The following is a 16,668-nucleotide window of genomic DNA, read 5'->3' as shown; positions in this document are numbered from 1 at the left end:
CGCGTGCGCGTGAAGGTGAGACGCTCCCTCGCACGTCCCAGAGACCATGGAAGTGCGGGCCGGTCTCTCGGGCACTCCTCCACCCGGCCCCAGCTGTTGATACATGAAAAGAGTCACTGCTGACCGGGGGACCACTGATGGCTGGACAGGCCTGGACGCCAGAGCAATCCGTGTCCTTCTCTGGGAATGAGCGCTCGGGGTTCGCTTCCCTTCCCGAAGTGAGCCGGCGTTATCTGCCCCTGATGCTCCTGGGCCGCGGTGGGTTCGGAACGGTCTACCTCGCCAGGGATCGGCTCGACGGCCTGGTCGCCATCAAACAGCTTGCCTCGGGCCGCTACAGTGCCCGCGTGAGTGCGCTCCTCGAGCGCAGCGGACTCCGTCGCAAAGGGAGGGACTATCAATCGGTCCTGGAGCTGGCGCACGAGTTCGAGATCCTCGCCTCGCTGCGCCACCCGAGCATCATCAGCGTTCTCGACCATGGATTCGATACGCGGCAGCGGCCCTATCTGGTGCTCGAATTCCTCGAGGGCGCGCAGACGCTGACCGAAGCGGGGTGGGAAGAACCCCGGGCTGTGCAGGTGGCGCTGCTGCTCCAGATGCTCCAGGCGCTCGTCTACCTGCACCGGCGTGGAATCATCCACCGCGACCTCAAGCCAGCCAACGTCCTGGTGGTGGATGGGCACGTCAAGCTGCTGGACTTCGGCCTGGCGGTCAGCATGGAACAACGGGCCCAGGCCCTTCGCTCGGGAACACGGGGCTATCTCGCGCCAGAGGTGCTTCGGGGAGAGCCCCCCTCCGAGCTCTCCGATCTCTATTCCGTGGGTGTGATTGCCCATGAGCTCTTCGTGGGCAGGCGTCCGCTCGAACCGCGCTCGCCTCGCCCCTCTCCGGACGAGGACAGCCCGGCAGACAGCCTGGAGGCGGATCTCATCTGGTTCGCCAGCCAATGGTTCACCTCGGCCTTCAAGGAAACCGAAGCGCGGGTCACCCGTGAGCCCGTGGAGATTCCCGAGACGCTCGAGCCGAGGCTCGCCCGCTTCCTTCGCGGACTGCTCACACTGGAACCTCGAGAGCGATTCCCGAATGCCGAGGCGGTGATCGCCGCGCTCTGCGAGGCGATGCATCAACCCCTGCCGGCCGAGACCGTGGCGGCTCGCGAGAGCTTCCTACAGGGGGCTCGTTTCGTCGGACGGCAGAGGGAGATGGCTCGGCTGAACCTTGCGCTCAACGAGGCCGAGGAGGAGACACGAGGGAGCGCCTGGCTCGTGGGAGGAGAAAGTGGCGTGGGCAAGTCGCGCCTGTTGGCCGAGTTCCGCATCGTGGCGATGGTGCGGAGCGCGGTGGTGCTGCGGGGGCAGTCCATCACGAGCGGCGGCAGTGCCTATCATGCGTGGCGACAGGTGCTCCGAAGCCTGGTCCTCCTCACCTCGCTCGAGGCCCGAGAGGCGGCCATCTTCAGACCGCTCGTGCCAGACATCGCGGAGTTGCTCCAGCGCGACATTCCCCAGCCCGAATCGCTCGGCCCGGAGGCAACCCACCTGCGCCTGATGGCCACGGTCGAGGACGTCTTCCTACGGTTGTCCCAGCCCACGGTGGTCATTCTGGAGGATCTCCAGTGGGCCGACAGCGCCACCTTGTCGCTGCTGGAGAGGCTCGCAAAGAGCGTGTCGAAGGCACGGCTGCTGCTGCTGGGCAGCTACCGGGATGACGAGTGCCCCAAGCTGCCGGGGAAGGTGCCCTCGCTTCAGGTGCTGAAGCTGCCACGGCTCGAGCCTACGGAGATCGCCGCGCTGAGCGAGTCGATGATGGGCGCTGGCGGCCGGGAGCCGCGTGTCGTCTCTCTGCTCGAGCATGAGACGGAGGGAAATCCCTTCTTCCTCGTCGAGGTGCTCCGCGCCCTGGCCGAGCAGAACGGGCGGTTGGACCGGATCGGCCGGGGGCAGCTGCCCGACACGGCTTTTGTCGGGGGAATGCGGTCCATCATCCAGCGCAGACTGGAGAAGGTCCCGCCGAGGGCGCGAGAGCCGCTGCGGCTCGCGGCGATCATTGGCCGAGACATCCATGAAGAGCTTTTGCGGGCGGCGGATCCCTCCCTGGAGGTGCGGAGCTGGTTGGTGGAGTGCTCCGACGCCGCGGTGCTCGAGGTTGCCGGCAATCGCTGGCGCTTCGCCCATGACAAGCTGCGTGAGGGCTTGCTGGGCAGTCTGGCTCCAAAGGAGACCCAAGCCCTGCATCAGCGGGCGGCGGAGGCGATCGAGTCGGTGTACCCGAACGCGGCGGAGTGGATGGCCGCGCTCGCCCACCACTGGGGCCAGGTGGGCGATGAGGCCCGGGAGGGGTACTACTCCGAGAAGGCGGGCGACCAGGCCATGTCCGTCTATGCGTGCAGCGTGGCCATCCCCTACTTCAAACGAGCCCTGGCCATCGCGGAATCAAAGGAGGAAGGCGCCCGGCGGCTGGGACTGCTCGAGGCGCATCTGGCAGAGACGTACTACCTCTCGGGAAACATGCCGGAATGTCACGCCCATGCCAAACGAGCCCTGGCATGTCTCGGCTGGGCGCTCCCGCGCGGCAAATGGGGCTGGCGTTTGGGGATTCCACTCCAGGCGATGGAGCGGCTCCTGCAGTCCGCCGTCCCCTGGGCCTTCGTGGAAAAGTCACCCGAAACCCGGGAGCTGCGCCTCGAGGCAGGACGGCTGCTGGTCCGCTTGTGCGAGGTCCTCTTCTACCTCCAGGACGCCACCCGGCTCCTCTGGTCGGGCCTCCGACTGATCAACGTGATGGAGCCCGGCGGCCCTTCACAGTGCCTGGCACGTGGATACATCGTCATGGCCACGGTGCTGAGCAGCATCCCCAAGCTGCGCCCCCTGGTCGAGTCCTGGAGTACGCGCGCGGTCGAGATGGCCGAGCGCGTGGGGACTCCCGGAGACGTCGTCTACACGTTGGTGCGGTGTGTCGTCTGCGGTATCGGCTATGCCCGCTGGAAGGATGTGGAGGCCTGGTCCGAGCGCGCCCGGAGACTCGCGGATGCCACACGGGATTTCCGACAGTCGGAGGAGAGCCGTGCCGTCAGAGCGCTCTCGTTGCAGTACCAGGGGCTCTACTCGCGAGGGATCGAGGTAGCGAACGAGCTGGAAGAGCGCGCACGCCAGCGGGACGCCGAGCAGACGCGGCACTGGGGTGCGCTATGCCGCGCTGGCTCGATGGTGCGCCTGGGCCGTACGGAGCAGGCCCTTCGAGAGCTGGAAGAGGAGCTTCCCTGGTTCGAGGCTCACGCGGGCGCATCAGAGACAGTCGTCATCCAGGGAGCCCTGGCCTTGTCTCTGCTGCGACAGGGCCAGGAGGCCCGAGCGCTCGACGTGGCGGGCCGGGGGCTGGCGCTGCTGCGACACATGAAGCCCGTCGCTTACTGGCTGCACACCGGAGTCACCCAGGTGGCCGAGGTGTACCTGACGCTCTGGGAGCAGCGCATGGGGGCGACGCTCCCCGGCCGGCCACCTCCCGTTCGCGAGTCACATGAAGCGTGCAAGGCCCTGAGGGCCTTCGGCCATGCCTTCGCCTTTGGGGCACCGTTCTCCCTCCTATGCGATGGGCTCGAGGCCTGGCTGTCCGGGCGAGTCCGGACCGCTTGCCGGGCCTGGCGGCGCTGTATCGAGCGCTCCAAGCAGTTGGAGATGCCCTACGAAGAGGGCCGTGCGCGGCTCGAATGGGGGCGCCATCTGGCCCTGGCAGACCCCGCCAGGCGTCCCCAACTGGTGCGCGCGCGGGAGCTCTTCGCGGAGCTGGGCGCCGTGGACGACCTGAGGCGCGCCGAAGCGGAGCTGGCCCGGGAAGGAATGAGATGACACTCGCTGATACCGCGCTGCTGGCGTGCCCCGACTGCAGGGAGGCGGTGACCTGGGATGGAAGGATGCGGGGGGAATGGCTCGAGGAGGGCTGGCTCCACTGCGGAGGCTGCCGCGCGTCCTGGCCCGTGGTGGACGAATTGCCCCGGTTGTTCCGGGAGCAGGAAGTCCGCGGGAAGGATCGCCTGCTGCGCGTCATCTACGACGGGCTACCGTTCCTGCATGATCCGCTCACCGCCCTGCTGACACCGGTGCTGCAAGGCGTCTCGGAGGCGGAGTTGCGCGAGGGCTATGTGTCGCGGCTCGAACTGGGCGCCCTGGCTCCACATCCGGGAGGGCCGCCGCTGCGCATCCTGGAAGTGGGCATCGGAGCCGGCGCCAATCTTCCGCTCATCGCACGGGAGCTGCCTCCGGGGCTCGAGGTCGAAGTGTGGGGCGTGGATCTCAGCGAGGGCATGCTTGGCTGTTGCCGCGAGCGTCTGAGACGGGAGGGCCACCGCGGCGTACGCCTGCTCATGGGGGACGCCCATGCCCTGCCATTCCCGGACCATGTCTTCGACCGCGTGTTCGAGATTGGAGGGATCAACGGCTACCGGCAGCCAGGGCGTGCGCTCGCGGAGATGGTGCGGGTGGCCCGGCCTGGCACCCCATTGGTGGTGGTGGACGAGCAACTCGACGCATGTGCGCACACCCTTCGGGACCGTCTGGCGTTCCGGTTGCTCACCTTCTACACTCGGGAAGCGCGCAGCCCCCGCGCGCTGCTCCCATCCGAAGTCGTGGACATTCTCGAGGAGCAGATCAGCCGCTTCTACTTCTGCCTGTCCTTCCGGACACCGCCAGTCGAGCCTGTCAGCCCCATTCCATAGAAGAGGTGCTCGTGCACAAAGGATCCTGCCTCTGCGGAGCTGTGCGTTTCGAGGTCTCCGGAGCCCTGCCTCCCCCCGATGCCTGCCATTGCTCGCAATGCCGGAAGCAATCGGGTCACTTCTTCGTGTCCACCGACGTCCCCCGCTCCGCCTTGACGATCCACGGCTCGGACAAGCTCACCTGGTACCGCTCCTCCGAGAAGGTGCAACGAGGCTTCTGCTCCATCTGCGGCTCGTCCCTCTTCTGGGACCCCATCTACAAGGACTGGACCGGCATCGCCATGGGCGCTTTTGATCAGCCCACGGACACTCGAATCCGGATCCACATCCACGTGGCCGACAAGGGCGACTACTACGACATCGCCGACGGCTTGCCCCAGAATCAGCATTGAGGCCGGGGAGCAGTGCGCTCCCCGACTCAGCGAGCCGTGTCGCTGGCCCTGCGCGACAGGAACACGAGGAGCATCAAGCCGAACAGAAGAGGCAGCCCCGCTCCTCCCTCGGAGGAACAACTGCAGCCAATCGGCGAGATGCGCTCACCTCCGTCAACGCCGGCATCATTGCTGATCCCGCCGTCGGCGCCTGGGCCTGCGTCGGCGCCGGCATCCATGCCTGCGTCGGCGCCCGCATCAGGACCTGCATCGGCGCCCGCATCAGGGCCTGCATCGGCACCGGCATCCATGCCCGCATCAAGGCCTGCATCTGCCCCAGCGTCCGGCCCCGCATCCGCACCAGCGTCCGGGCCCGCATCCACACCAGCGTCCGGGCCCGCGTCGGGAGGGCCTGCATCCGCACCAGCGTCCGGGCCTGCGTCCGTGCCGCCATCCATACCCGCGTCGGGAGTCCCAGTGCTCCTGATCAACACGCCGTCCGAAACCTTCGTGGAGGCAATCCCATAAGGAGTCTGGGCCCGGACACTGACGAAGTACGTGGTGCCCACTTGAAGACTCAGTCCGGTCCTGCCTTGGGCCGTCGCGACATCGACAGAGGTAAAGGGCTGTACCGCTTCCGGCGCGGCCGCTGTCCCAATGGCCCACGCGTACCTGAGCGTCGAGCCGTGAGTGAATGAGTTCCAGTTCGCGTAGATCCGGTCATTGAAGTCCAGCACATCGATGTCCACGTTGATGTTATCGATGCCTGAGCGATCATTGACGACGCCGCCCACGATTGGGCTCATGTCCGCCAGGTTCAAGACCGCGAGATACCCATCCGACCCGCCGTTCAGCGTCGTGTCCCCTGCACTGGTGAGGGGGGGCGGCAGCCCGCTGGTCGAGGCAGTCTGCATGGCCAGCAGGATCCGAGAAGAGGGGGTGTAGAGGAACATCGCCCCGACACTGTCCACGAGATCGCCTCCGAAGAAGGAGACCCAGCCCGGTCCCTCCGTGGAAGGGAACACGGCCATGAAGCCCTCGCGCAAGCCGCTCCCGCCTTCGATTGTTGTGTCCAACGCGGGGCCGGAGGTCACCGGCAGATCCGAGGAGGCTGTCGTCCCAGCGATGTAGACATGGTCGTAGCCGTCGAGCGCGACACTCACCGCCTCGTCATCGGAGCCTCCCCCCAGCACCCGGGTCTTGATCTGGGCCCCCGTGGGCCCCAGCCACACAGCGAAGGCGTTCTTTCCTCCGGGAGGGACGGGCCCCAGGAGATTCGAAGTGGAGCTGCCCGCGATGACACTCTGGTGGGTCGTCGGGTTCACGGTGATGGCATTGCCCTCATCGAGCAGCGTGCCCCCCACATAGGTGAACCAGTCGATGCTCCCCGAGACGGGATCCATCTTCGCAACGAATGCATCCGCGTCGCCGTGGAACCCCACCACGGGAGTGGGGATGTTGGTGATGGAACTGGAGCGAGTCGTTCCCACCAACAGGAGCTTGTTCACATCCAACGTGATGCCGGAGAGCAGGTCCTGTCCCGAGCCGCCAATGGTCCGGAAGGGCTTGGTGGTCCATGGGAAGCGCAGGGTGGAGTCGGCGATCTGCGACGGATCCACCTTGACCACGAAGGCATCTTCAGCCCCGCTGCCAGGCACCGGGTAACCGAGGAAATTGGTGGTGGAGGTCGTGTACCCCGTGACGTAGACGAAGCCGCCTGTGGCGAGGACTCCCGTGGCCGCCTCCGTTCCAGACCCGGACAGGTACAGGAACCATTCAGGGAACCCGTCCGCGGACGAGACCTTGGCCAGGAAGCCCTCTTGTCCGCCTCGCGAACCATCATAGAGCGTGCCCGAGTCCGTCACGTTCGAGTTGTCGGTGGAGCCGACGATGAAGAGCTCGTCGGTGGGCGTGACAGCAATGGCTGTGACCCTGTCCGTGGACGTGTTGGCTCCATACACATGCGACCAGCGGCGCACGGTGCCATCGGCGCTGAAACGCGCGATGAAGTAGTTGTCGACCGTGTCGACCGTCCCACCCGCGGGCTCGTTGATGTTGGTCGAGGTGCCGTTTCCGACGACCACGATGTCTCCGTTGCTGAGCCGCGCGACATCCTCGAGACGATCGGCGCCAGGCCCCCCGACATAGGATCTCCACTGCAGGCTCGTAGCGGTCTGCGCGTCCGCCGACAGCGACAGGGTGAGCGCGACCAGTGACAGCAGCAGGGCGACGGCGTGTCTGGCTGCGAGCGGAACATGAATGACCACGGTGATGATCCCCCTCACAAGAGGTCGAAGCCCGCTCCCGCGGAGCCGCTCAGGACGAAGGAGCGGTACTTGGAAGAGTCCTGGACCTTGAGGTACTCGGCCCCCACGTCCACCAGGAAGGTGAGCCGCTTCATGGGGCTCAGGCGCAACCCCGCCACCGCACCACCACCATAGGCATGTGCCCCTGGAACCGCCGTGCCTCGCAGCGCCAGACGCGGCCGCACCGAGCCGCTACCCACCAACACCCCCACCTCCCCACCAAAACCCGGCTCGGTGCCCGTCAGCGCGCGCGCATTCACCTCCCACCCGCCGAGCCCCAGCGTGAGGGCGAAACCCATGCCGATGGAACCCTTCCCCAGGGGGTCCAGAAAGCCGAAGACTTCCGGGCTCAATCGCACGGACTTCGGCTCCTGCACGGCAGGAGGCTCCGGCGGAGGGGGCTTCGGCCGGGCTGCCGCTTGCTCCTGAGCCAGGCGCTCCGCCTCCTGACGCTGGCGCTCCGCTTCTCGAATCTGACGCTGGCGCTCCGCGTCCTGGGCCTGACGCTCCTCCTCCTTGCGCCTGGCCTCGACCGCCTGGCGCTGCGCCTCCACGTTCTTCCGGGCCTGCTCGGCCAGCGCCACGAAGGCAGGAGGAAAGAGGATGGGGTCCACCTGAAGGGAGGGAGCCGTCAGCGCCAGCTCTTCGAGTTGGCTCCGGGCGGCATCCTGCGCGCCCGAGGCGTGCAACGCCGCCGCGAGGTACAGCCGCGCCTTGACACGCTCCTCCTTGGAGAGTTTGGCGGAGCGAAGATCGTCCTCGAGCGCCTTACGAGCGCGCACATAGTCGCCGCGTTCGTAGAGCGTGACGCCCCGCAGTTCCGCGTCCGCTGGCAGCGCACCGAGCAACACCCACGCCATACACAGCAGGAAGGTCGTTCTCATGGGCCCTCGGTAACTGTGAGAGGCGCGAGTTCTCCCCCCCTGGGAATGAACTCACCTCATGACATGGCACAGCTCGGCCCCTCTGCGTACCCGACCCCAGGGCATGGAGAGAGTGACGCTGCAAACTCCTGAAGCGCACAGGCCGTACGGGTACGGGCGCTGGCATGCCTCATGCTCAGTGCTGCGGGCACCGGACCTGAAGTCCTTCACTGCCGCACTGACACCTCGAGAAAGAGACCATCACCGTGAAGAGAACACTCGCCAGCCAGGTGGAGAAACCCGCGCGGAGCATGCCAGGGACCGGGCCATGTCAGCGGCAGCCAGCGTGTCAGCGGGTGTGTCAGCTGACGTGTCAGGGCCAGGCTCTGTAGAGCAGCGCGGGCATGAGTGCCCGGAGATCCAAGGCTTCAGCAGCAGAACAAGTGTGCAACAAGCCCGGGAAGATGGCGGGCTCGGTCGGGATTTGACTCGCAGTTTGGGAAGGTAAAGCAATGTCTGACACCGTGACGTCCAGGCTCGCAGGGTTCCACAAGCTGCCCATGGAGGAGCGGCTCGCGCAGCTCGCCCGGATGTTCCGCCTCGAAGAAAGCGAGCTGGAGATGCTGCGCGGCGTGGGCGCCCTGCGCCCTGTGCTCGCCAACCAGATGATCGAGAACGCCGTGGGCACGTTCTCGCTCCCGCTGGGCCTGGGGCTCAACATGCTGGTCAACGGGCGCGACTACATCGTGCCCATGGCCGTCGAGGAGCCCTCGGTGGTGGCCGCCGTGTCCTTCGCCGCCAAGATCGTCCGCGAGGCTGGTGGCTTCACTGCCGAGGCCGACACCTCGATGATGATCGGCCAGGTGCAGGTGACGCGCTTCGGGGATCCTACCGAGGCCTCGGAGAAGATCCTGGACGCCAGGGAGCAGATCCTCGCGCTGGCCAACAGCTTCCACCCGGCCATGGTGGCCCGAGGCGGCGGGGCCAAGGATGTGGAGGTCCGCGTGCTGCCGCCCCCCGAGGGCCCGCGCGGTGAGCCGCTGCTCATCGTCCACTTGATCATCGACACGCAGGAGGCCATGGGGGCCAACCTCATCAACACCATGGCCGAGGGCGTGGCGCCGCTCATCGAGCAGCTCACCGGCGGCAAGGTGTACCTGCGCATCCTGTCGAACCTGGCGGACAAGCGGCTGTCGCGGGCCATGTGCCGCATCCCGGTGCCACTGCTGGCGGACTTCGAGATGCCGGGCGAGGACATCGCCGAGGGCATTGCTCAGGCCAGCCGCTTCGCCCAGGCGGACCCGTACCGGGCAGCCACGCACAACAAGGGCGTGATGAATGGCATCGACGCGGTGGCGATCGCCACGGGGCAGGACTGGCGGGCCATCGAAGCGGGGGCGCATGCCTTCGCGTGCCGCAAGGGACAGTACCGGCCGCTGTCCACCTGGTACCTAGAGGAAGGGCACCTGGTGGGGCGCATCGAGCTGCCCATGGCGCTGGGCACGGTGGGCGGGCCCATCAAGGTCCATCCGGGCGTGCAGGTGGCGCTCAAGCTGATGCGAGTGAACTCGGCTCGCGAGCTGTCCATGGTGATCGCGGCGGTGGGGCTGGCGCAGAACTTCGCGGCGCTGCGCGCGCTGGGCAGCGTGGGCATCCAGAAGGGGCACATGGCCATGCATGCACGGTGCGTGGCGGTGACGGCGGGGGCTCGCGGGGACTGGGTGGAGCGCATCGCCAACGAACTGGTCAAGGTCGGGCACGTGAAGGTGGAGAAGGCCCGGGAGATCATCGCCGCGCTGACGGCGGACGAGGCCGCTCAGGCCACGGCCCCCAACCAGGCGTAGCTCGACGGCTCGCTACTCCATGGAGGTCCGGCCGATCCATACGTATGGACTGAGCGCGTATGGATCCATACGTATGGATCCATACGCGCGATGCGGCGAAACTGTCATTTTCTACACCCGTCTCCGCGGATAGACGGTCAGTCTCTGTTCGTGGACTCCTGCGCTGGGCGCCGCAGGCCTCCTTCTGGGTAAGTGCCTGTTTTTTCTCCATTTCAGGCGTTGGTCTGTCCTCTGCAATGCGAGCGGCCGGTTCGTCATCCCGATGAACTGCCGCTCTTGGCGGAGTGGCTCTTCCCTATGGAGAAAATCCGCTATGTCGCAGACCACTGAAACCCTGAATCCCTACAAAGGCTTGAGCCTCGCGCAGGTCCTCACCACGATGCTGGCACTCGTGGCGAACGAGACGCTCAACCACTTCCGCATGGGGTTGCTCTACATCTACGTGGTGGACAGCAACCTGCTGGAGGGCACGCAGTACAAGAACCCCCTGGACTTCTTCAGCAGCAACATCCAGGAGGTGTCGCGCTCGGCGCTCGCCATGTATGGCGCCGTGGCGCGCGCCTTCACCGAAGAGGTGACCAAGCAGTTCGGCATGTGGCGGCTGAACCTGCTGCTCACCTACAAGAAGGCGGCCAAGATCGAGCTGAATGCCGAAGCTCCGGGCAACACGTTCATCCTCGTGCCGGACGCGCAGGGCGAGGTGGAGCCCAAGCTCTTCGCGGACTGCAGCGTGGAGGACATGCGCAAGGCGGTGGCGAACCTGCGCTCGCCCACTCCGAGCCAGCCGATCCCCGCCGAGCACCGGGTGCTCTATGACGGGTACCTGCAGGCGGTGACGAGCCGCTTCCCCAAGGGTGCGCCGGTGCGGGTGCGGATGCGCACCCAGGAGGGCAAGACGCTCATCACCTTCGACGTGCCGATCGACGAGGTGGACAAGCTGTCGGAGGCGCTGGCGGAGCAGCTCAACGACATGGACGAGTTGTCCGCGGCGGGCGCGGTGGAGGCGGGCATCGGTGCCGCACCTGCCGTGAGCACGGTCTAGCGGCTGCCCTTCTTCGAGCGGGCCTTCTTCCCGCCGTCGTCCGTCACTCCGGCGGGCAGAAGGATGCGCTTCTTGCCACCCTTGTCCGCCTTGGAGCTCTGACTCCCACCGGTGTCCGTGGCGCCGCTGGGCAGCAGGATGCGCGAGGGGCTCTTCTTCTTCGCCGCAGCCTTCTTCGCCGGGCTCTTCTTCTGGGTCTTGGAGCGAGTCGCCATGGTGCCGAGGATGATACCCACCGCGTTCATTCTCGGGAACCCAGTCAGTGCTTTGTGCAGCACCCTCGTTCCGGCGTGCACACGGTTGCACAACTGCGAGCGGTGCTGCACGAAGCCTCTTCAAGGAAGCCCGAAGTCACGCGGACTTCCGAATGGCCCCTGAGGTGCACTGCCTCGGGGGCATGGGCCGAGACTGCACTGCTTCCCTGGTTGATGACCTCCGCGCCTCCGCGCCCACCGAGCACTCCCGGTGGCTGACCGAGCTGGAGGAGCCCGCCTTCCGCGAGCTGCTTCACGCGCGCTACGGCGACACCTATTCCTATCCCATGCTCTATGAGCCTGGGGGAGCCTCGCGACTCTGGCGATCCGGACGGCTGCTGAGCCTGGGAGAGCTGAACGCGCAGGGAGCCGTCGTCTCGCACACGGGGCTGTGGACCGCGCCAGGGAGGGACTCCGTGGATTCGGGTCTCTCCCTCACCCACCCCTCCCAACGCACGGCCATGGATCGGGACGAGCACACGCGCATGTGGCGCCATCTGCTCGGCAGGCTGCGAACCCACGTGGGCTTCGTGCACCAGAACACCTCCACGCTTCACCTGATGGCCCAGCGCTATGCCTCGCGCATCATGGGCGCCGTTCCCGTGGGTCTGGTCGTCAACTACACGCAAGGCGAGCAGCTCATCGGCGTGGAGGGCTCCGGCATCCCCATGCAGGCGCTGGCCATGACCACCGTGCTCTCGCCGCTGCCGCCCCGCACGCGCTACCTGCCCTCGGGACATTGGGGCGAGTGGCTGCTGTCCATCCTGGCGGGACTGGATGTCTCGAAGACCGCCGTCCTGGTGCCCACCGAAGGAGGCGCCCATACGAAGCGCTACATCTTGCGCCCCATCGACTGGAATGAGTCCCTGCTCATCGAGCGGAGAGAACTCACCGGACTCTCCGACTCCGAGGCGGGCGAGCCTGAACTCCGGTCCCCTCGGGCTCGCGTGGACCTCGTCCACCTCTCGATGGGGGACCCACAGCAGGTCGCGGTGGGAACGCCTGTCCTCCTTGCCGCAGGCTACCGCCCCTCCGGGGTCCGGCTGCACCGGGACTCTCCGGACGAGATCGTCTTCCAGCACGTGAGGGACGTGTCTGCCGCCTGTGTGGCCCTGAGCCGCGCCCGGCTTGCGGGCAGGGACTCTCAGGCTCTCTTTGCTGGCTGGGTCGAGCGATGCGCGCGAACTTCGTAGACACGCTGATGGCTCGCCTCGATGGAGAGGTGGCTACCATCTGGGCCACGGTGCTGCTGCGCCTCGACGAGCGCCCCGATGCCTCCCACCTGCGCCGGGGACTGCGCGCCCTGGTGCGCGAGAACCCTCGCCTCAACGTGGGCTGGAACGATGCCCTGTGCGAGTGGCTCCCAGTACCTCGTACCGATGCAGAAGCGGACGCAGCCCTGCTCGAAGGCACCGTGCCTCTGGACGAACACGAGGCCGTGTCTCAAGTCATCAACGCGCGAATGGACCTCTCGCGGGAACTGCCGCTGCGGCTGCACCTGCTCCCCATGGAGGACAGTGCCCAGGGCCCATGGATGCTCGCCATCCAGCTCCACCACGCCATCGGTGACGCCAAGGCGCTCGGGCACCTGCTCGAACGGCTCTGGGCGCTCTGCTCGGGACGCGCGGCGGAGGGCCCACCCCTGGCCGCGTCGACGCTCACGGATGGCAAGGTGCTCCAGGCGGCCCTCCGCCGGCCCGGGCAGAGTCTCGGAGTCGCGAGCCCTCGCCGTCGGCTGCTCGCCCTGCGAGGGCTGGGGCTGCGCCGCAGCGGGGATGTCGTGGGACGCTCGATCATGGCCACAGCGCGGTTCCGGCTTCCTCCGGAGCGGCCGGAGCTCTCCGCGTCCGATGTCTTCTTTGCCTCCCTTCTCGCGAGCGCCGCCCTGCGCGAACCTCCCAGGGACGGAGTCATCCGCCTGCGCATGCCCGTGGATCTGCGGCGGGAGCTGGGGCTCGGGCGCACACTGGGCAACGGCTGCTCGGCCGTCCCCATCGAGCTGCCCTTCCAGGAGGTACATGCGCGGCTGGAGGATCCCCCCCGGCTCGTCGAACTCGTGCGCTCGGAGATCCAGAGGGTGCTCGAAACCGGCGTCCACTGGGCCACGGCGCTCGAGTGCATGGCAGTGGCCCGCGTCGCGCCCCGCCGGGTGCTTCGCCAGAACGCGCGCCCCGGACTCATCGCCGAGCCACGCACCAACACGCTGGTGACGACCTACATGGGACGACTGGACCGGCACTTCGCCGGAGCCCCGCTGCGCATCCGTTCCGTGCGAAGCCACACGCCCACGTGGGGAGCCACCGGCTTCACCTTCCAGGAGACGCTCTGCATCAACCCCGCCACCTTCGAGGGACTCTGGAGCCCCAGCGAGCTGCGCGAGTTCACCCAGCGGCTCGCGGACTGGGTCTCCTCGTCCTTCGATCTGCCAGCGGAGGTGGTCGGCCCATGAAGATGCTCGCCGAGGCGCCCGGGCTCTACCTGGGCTTCATCTCGCTCCACCTGGTGCTGGGTCACCTGGGCTCCAGCCTCCTCTACCGCCTGCGCTTCGGACGAAGCCCTCTGGCCTATCGGAGCGGGGCGGCCGACACTTCTCACACCCGCACCACACGGCTCATCAGCGGTGTCTCGCTGCTTTGGGCTGTCTCCGTCGCCGCGGCGGCACTCTGGCCCGCCTGGTCCTCGTTTCCCTGGGGGCGGTCTCTCTTCTCCGTGCCCCCCGTCATCGGCTGGGTGCTTGGGGGCATGGGGCTCGTCGGAATGCTGTCCGCCCAGTACGGCATGGGCGAGGCATTCCGGATCGGCGTGGACGCAGGCGAGCACACACCCACCCTGCATGAGCGGGGGCTCCACCGGTACTCGCGCAACCCCATCTACGTGTTCTCCCTCCTGTACCTCGTGGGCGCCTCGCTCTGGGCTCCCTCGCTCCTCACCCTCGCGTCCCTGGCCAGCCTCGGAGCGCTCTTCCATGCGCTGGTGCTCCAGGAGGAGCGCTACCTCGCGACCCGCCTCGGGGCTGACTACACGCGCTACCTCCAGCGCGTCCCCCGCTACCTCTGATGCGCCATGACTGACGCTCTCATCCCCCTCCCCGCCCCCGCCACCTCGCCGCTCCATGGCTTCGGCCTGTCGCGTGCCGAGCTCGTGGAGCTGCTCCGAATCCGTCCTGCTCGAGCCCTGGGCATGAGCACCCTCCACCTGGGCGTCTGGCTCACAGCGGCCGTGGCGCTCACCCGAGTGGACAGCCTGTGGGCGAAGCTTCCGCTGTGGCTGCTGGCGGGCAGCGCGGTGATGGGGCTCATCCAGCTCGACCACGATGCGTGGCACGAGAATCTCTTCCCGCGGCCCTGGCAGAACCGCCTCTTCGGCAACGCGCTCAGCCTGCTGGTGGGCATTGCCTACGAGCCCATGCGGCATGATCACCTGGCGCACCACCGGTGGAACCGCACCGAAAAGGATCCGGATGCCTACAACGCGGGGCGCCGCTCGCTCGGGCTCAGCGCGCTCTACTACGCCACCGTCTTCCTCGGTATCCCGCTCAGCCTCATCTACTTCAACGTTCTCTATCCCCTGCAGCACTTCGAGCGCTCCCGCCTGCGCCGCCATGTGCTCGTGTTGCTGGGATACGTAGCCTTCTACGCAGCCCTCTTCTCGTTCCTCTCCACCCACGGGTGGCTCCGCGCGGCGGTGGAGTGCTGGCTCCTGCCGGTGCTCTTCGCCAGTCCGCTCAACGGGCTCAAGTCGATCGCCGACCACTACGACAACGTCTGGCGCGGAGACCGGTTCCACACCGCCACCACCGTGCGCAGCACCCGGCTCGTCACCTTCCTCTGGAACGGGCTCAACCACCACCTGGACCATCACCTCTTCCCTCGTGTGCCGGGCTACAACCTCGACCGGCTCCACGCGCGCATCCGCCCGGCCCTGCTGGCCCAGGGCGCCTGCGTCTTCGACAGCTACCTCCAGGTCATGTGGCGAGCCCTCCGCGCCGGCCCCTCCCTCGTGGACGAAGACGTCCGCCTGGTCACTCTGGAGCGCAAGAGCCCATGAACACCCTCCGCCGCCTGTACACGGACATCCGCTACGAAGACGGCCGCTGGCCGCTCTCCCGCTGGGATCTCAACCTCCGTTACATCACCAAGAGCCTGCTCCATGTGCCAGAGCCACGGCGGGTCGGCGATGTCGAGCACTTCGCCCGCGTCTCCCGCCACCTGGCCTCGGACACCTGGAAGCACGCAGGACCTCGCACGCTCTCGCTGTGCGCGGTGGGAGACGTGATGTGGATCCGCAGTGGCTACCGCCATGCGCTCTCGCCTGGCGTCCGGGCCGCACTGGCGGACTGCGACGTAGCGTTCGCCAATCTGGAGACGCCCGTGGATCCCACGCAACCCGTGCCTCGGTGGGTCTACGAGACGCTCCACTACAACGCTCCACCCGAGTACCTCGATGCGTGGGAGGGCACAGCACACCACCGGGTCTTCTCCCTGTGCAACAACCACGCGCTCGACCAGGGCCCCAGCGGGCTCGCACAGACCCGCCGCCATGTCCTGGCACGGTCGGAGCACCGCTGCGTCGGAGGCCCGGAGCCCACGGATGCCGTGGCCTCGCTCGAGGTATCCGGCGTGCGCATCGGCATCGCCGCCGTGACGTATGACATCAACCACCTCTCGGGAGCTCCTCCTGCGGGAATCCCGGTCGCGCGGCTCGGCAGCCCTCGACATGCACCCGACTGGCAGCGGCTGGGAGCCCTCATCGACGCCGCGCGCGCCGCCGGACCGGACCTCGTGGTGTTCATGCCCCACTGGGGCTTCGAGTACGAGTACTGGCCCGAGCCCCTCCAGCGCCAGCACGCCTATCAGCTCATCGAGCGCGGCGTGGACATCGTCCTGGGCACCTCGCCCCACGTTCTCCAGCCCGTCGAACTCGTCTCCATCAATGGCGCCGACCCCTCCTGCCCCACGCAGCTCCGCCGGGAGGGAGCACCTCGCCTCGGGCTCATCGCGTACTCGCTCGGGAACTTCCTCAGCATCATGCCTACGCGGGCCTGTCAGACCGGCGCCGTGCTCCAGCTCGCACTGGCTCGCGACGAACAAGGACAGCTCCAACCGATGGAGCTGCGCGCGGTGCCCACCGCCTGCGGACGCGGACTCGTGGGCGAGGCCTTCCTGGATGCGGGAGTGGTGACGCTGGACGAGTTGGAAACAGAGCGGGCCGAGCCTCACCGGGCCCATGCCCGCCGAACCCTGGAACCGTTGTTGAGCCCTGGCCGGAGGAAGTGAG

General features: G+C 67.3%; 13 protein-coding genes. 10 read left to right on the top strand and 3 right to left on the bottom strand.

What is annotated here, in order from left to right:
• Positions 1-170 precede the first annotated feature (170 nt).
• Genes KY501_RS18785 through KY501_RS18775 form a run of 3 tightly spaced genes read left to right on the top strand, consistent with a single transcriptional unit; the run spans position 171 to position 5,103 of the window.
• Positions 171-3,845 carry an ATP-binding protein gene (locus tag KY501_RS18785; RefSeq protein ID WP_224364560.1) on the top strand — a complete coding sequence of 1,225 codons (3,675 nt, stop codon included), beginning with the start codon at positions 171-173 and terminating at the stop codon, positions 3,843-3,845.
• Positions 3,842-4,711 carry a methyltransferase domain-containing protein gene (locus KY501_RS18780; RefSeq protein WP_224364559.1) on the top strand — a complete coding sequence of 290 codons (870 nt, stop codon included), beginning with the start codon at positions 3,842-3,844 and terminating at the stop codon, positions 4,709-4,711. The genes KY501_RS18785 and KY501_RS18780 overlap by 4 nt, the downstream gene beginning before the upstream one ends.
• A gap of 5 nt (positions 4,712-4,716) precedes the next feature.
• Positions 4,717-5,103: a GFA family protein gene (locus KY501_RS18775; protein WP_224364558.1), complete on the top strand. Its 387-nt coding sequence runs from the start codon at positions 4,717-4,719 to the stop codon at positions 5,101-5,103.
• A 26-nt stretch (positions 5,104-5,129) separates the two neighbouring features.
• Here KY501_RS18775 and KY501_RS18770 read toward each other — a convergent pair whose 3' ends face one another.
• Both KY501_RS18770 and KY501_RS18765 read right to left on the bottom strand, forming a co-directional pair.
• Positions 5,130-7,349 carry a hypothetical protein gene (locus KY501_RS18770; RefSeq protein ID WP_224364557.1) on the bottom strand — a complete coding sequence of 740 codons (2,220 nt, stop codon included), beginning with the start codon at positions 7,347-7,349 and terminating at the stop codon, positions 5,130-5,132.
• 14 nt (positions 7,350-7,363) lie between these two features.
• Positions 7,364-8,272, bottom strand: a complete 909-nt coding sequence (locus tag KY501_RS18765) for a hypothetical protein (protein ID WP_224364556.1) — start codon at positions 8,270-8,272, stop codon at positions 7,364-7,366.
• Between the two features lie 491 nt (positions 8,273-8,763).
• On the opposite strand from KY501_RS18765, the gene KY501_RS18760 reads away from it, so the two are divergent.
• Positions 8,764-10,095 (top strand): hydroxymethylglutaryl-CoA reductase, degradative, encoded by a 1,332-nt coding sequence (locus KY501_RS18760; protein ID WP_224364555.1) that lies wholly within the window; start codon positions 8,764-8,766, stop codon positions 10,093-10,095.
• 313 nt (positions 10,096-10,408) lie between these two features.
• On the top strand, positions 10,409-11,137 hold the full coding sequence (locus KY501_RS18755) for a hypothetical protein (RefSeq protein WP_224364554.1): 729 nt from the start codon (positions 10,409-10,411) through the stop codon (positions 11,135-11,137).
• Here KY501_RS18755 and KY501_RS18750 read toward each other — a convergent pair.
• Complete coding sequence (locus KY501_RS18750; protein WP_224364553.1) at positions 11,134-11,382, bottom strand: hypothetical protein; 249 nt, start codon at positions 11,380-11,382, stop codon at positions 11,134-11,136. The genes KY501_RS18755 and KY501_RS18750 overlap by 4 nt on opposite strands.
• 152 nt (positions 11,383-11,534) lie before the next feature.
• On the opposite strand from KY501_RS18750, the gene KY501_RS18745 reads away from it, so the two are divergent.
• Genes KY501_RS18745 through KY501_RS18725 form a run of 5 tightly spaced genes read left to right on the top strand, consistent with a single transcriptional unit; the run spans position 11,535 to position 16,667 of the window.
• Positions 11,535-12,584: a hypothetical protein gene (locus KY501_RS18745; RefSeq protein WP_224364552.1), complete on the top strand. Its 1,050-nt coding sequence runs from the start codon at positions 11,535-11,537 to the stop codon at positions 12,582-12,584.
• Positions 12,566-13,840 carry a condensation domain-containing protein gene (locus KY501_RS18740; RefSeq protein ID WP_224364551.1) on the top strand — a complete coding sequence of 425 codons (1,275 nt, stop codon included), beginning with the start codon at positions 12,566-12,568 and terminating at the stop codon, positions 13,838-13,840. The genes KY501_RS18745 and KY501_RS18740 overlap by 19 nt, the downstream gene beginning before the upstream one ends.
• Positions 13,837-14,448: a methyltransferase family protein gene (locus tag KY501_RS18735; RefSeq protein ID WP_224364550.1), complete on the top strand. Its 612-nt coding sequence runs from the start codon at positions 13,837-13,839 to the stop codon at positions 14,446-14,448. Before KY501_RS18740 ends, KY501_RS18735 begins: the two co-directional genes overlap by 4 nt.
• Before the next feature lie 6 nt (positions 14,449-14,454).
• Entirely contained in the window at positions 14,455-15,438 is a 984-nt protein-coding gene (locus KY501_RS18730; protein ID WP_224364549.1) for a fatty acid desaturase family protein, read from the top strand.
• On the top strand, positions 15,435-16,667 hold the full coding sequence (locus KY501_RS18725) for a CapA family protein (protein WP_224364548.1): 1,233 nt from the start codon (positions 15,435-15,437) through the stop codon (positions 16,665-16,667). The genes KY501_RS18730 and KY501_RS18725 overlap by 4 nt, the downstream gene beginning before the upstream one ends.
• Position 16,668: the final 1 nt, after the last annotated feature.

Source organism: Hyalangium versicolor (genome assembly GCF_020103695.1).
GTDB classification, from domain to species: domain Bacteria; phylum Myxococcota; class Myxococcia; order Myxococcales; family Myxococcaceae; genus Hyalangium; species Hyalangium versicolor.
The sequence above is the reverse complement of the archived record's forward strand: the minus strand, read 5'-3'. Positions and strand labels throughout refer to the sequence as shown.

Excerpts from the sequence above, each read along its gene's own strand:
- KY501_RS18745 (WP_224364552.1), top strand. The coding sequence starts at position 11,535 with ATGGGCCGAGACTGCACTGCTTCCCTGGTTGATGACCTCCGCGCCTCC.
- KY501_RS18725 (WP_224364548.1), top strand. The coding sequence starts at position 15,435 with ATGAACACCCTCCGCCGCCTGTACACGGACATCCGCTACGAAGACGGC.
- KY501_RS18730 (WP_224364549.1), top strand. The coding sequence starts at position 14,455 with ATGACTGACGCTCTCATCCCCCTCCCCGCCCCCGCCACCTCGCCGCTC.
- KY501_RS18765 (WP_224364556.1), bottom strand. The coding sequence starts at position 8,272 with ATGAGAACGACCTTCCTGCTGTGTATGGCGTGGGTGTTGCTCGGTGCG.
- KY501_RS18760 (WP_224364555.1), top strand. The coding sequence starts at position 8,764 with ATGTCTGACACCGTGACGTCCAGGCTCGCAGGGTTCCACAAGCTGCCC.
- KY501_RS18735 (WP_224364550.1), top strand. The coding sequence starts at position 13,837 with ATGAAGATGCTCGCCGAGGCGCCCGGGCTCTACCTGGGCTTCATCTCG.
- KY501_RS18780 (WP_224364559.1), top strand. The coding sequence starts at position 3,842 with ATGACACTCGCTGATACCGCGCTGCTGGCGTGCCCCGACTGCAGGGAG.
- KY501_RS18755 (WP_224364554.1), top strand. The coding sequence starts at position 10,409 with ATGTCGCAGACCACTGAAACCCTGAATCCCTACAAAGGCTTGAGCCTC.
- KY501_RS18750 (WP_224364553.1), bottom strand. The coding sequence starts at position 11,382 with ATGAACGCGGTGGGTATCATCCTCGGCACCATGGCGACTCGCTCCAAG.
- KY501_RS18740 (WP_224364551.1), top strand. The coding sequence starts at position 12,566 with ATGCGCGCGAACTTCGTAGACACGCTGATGGCTCGCCTCGATGGAGAG.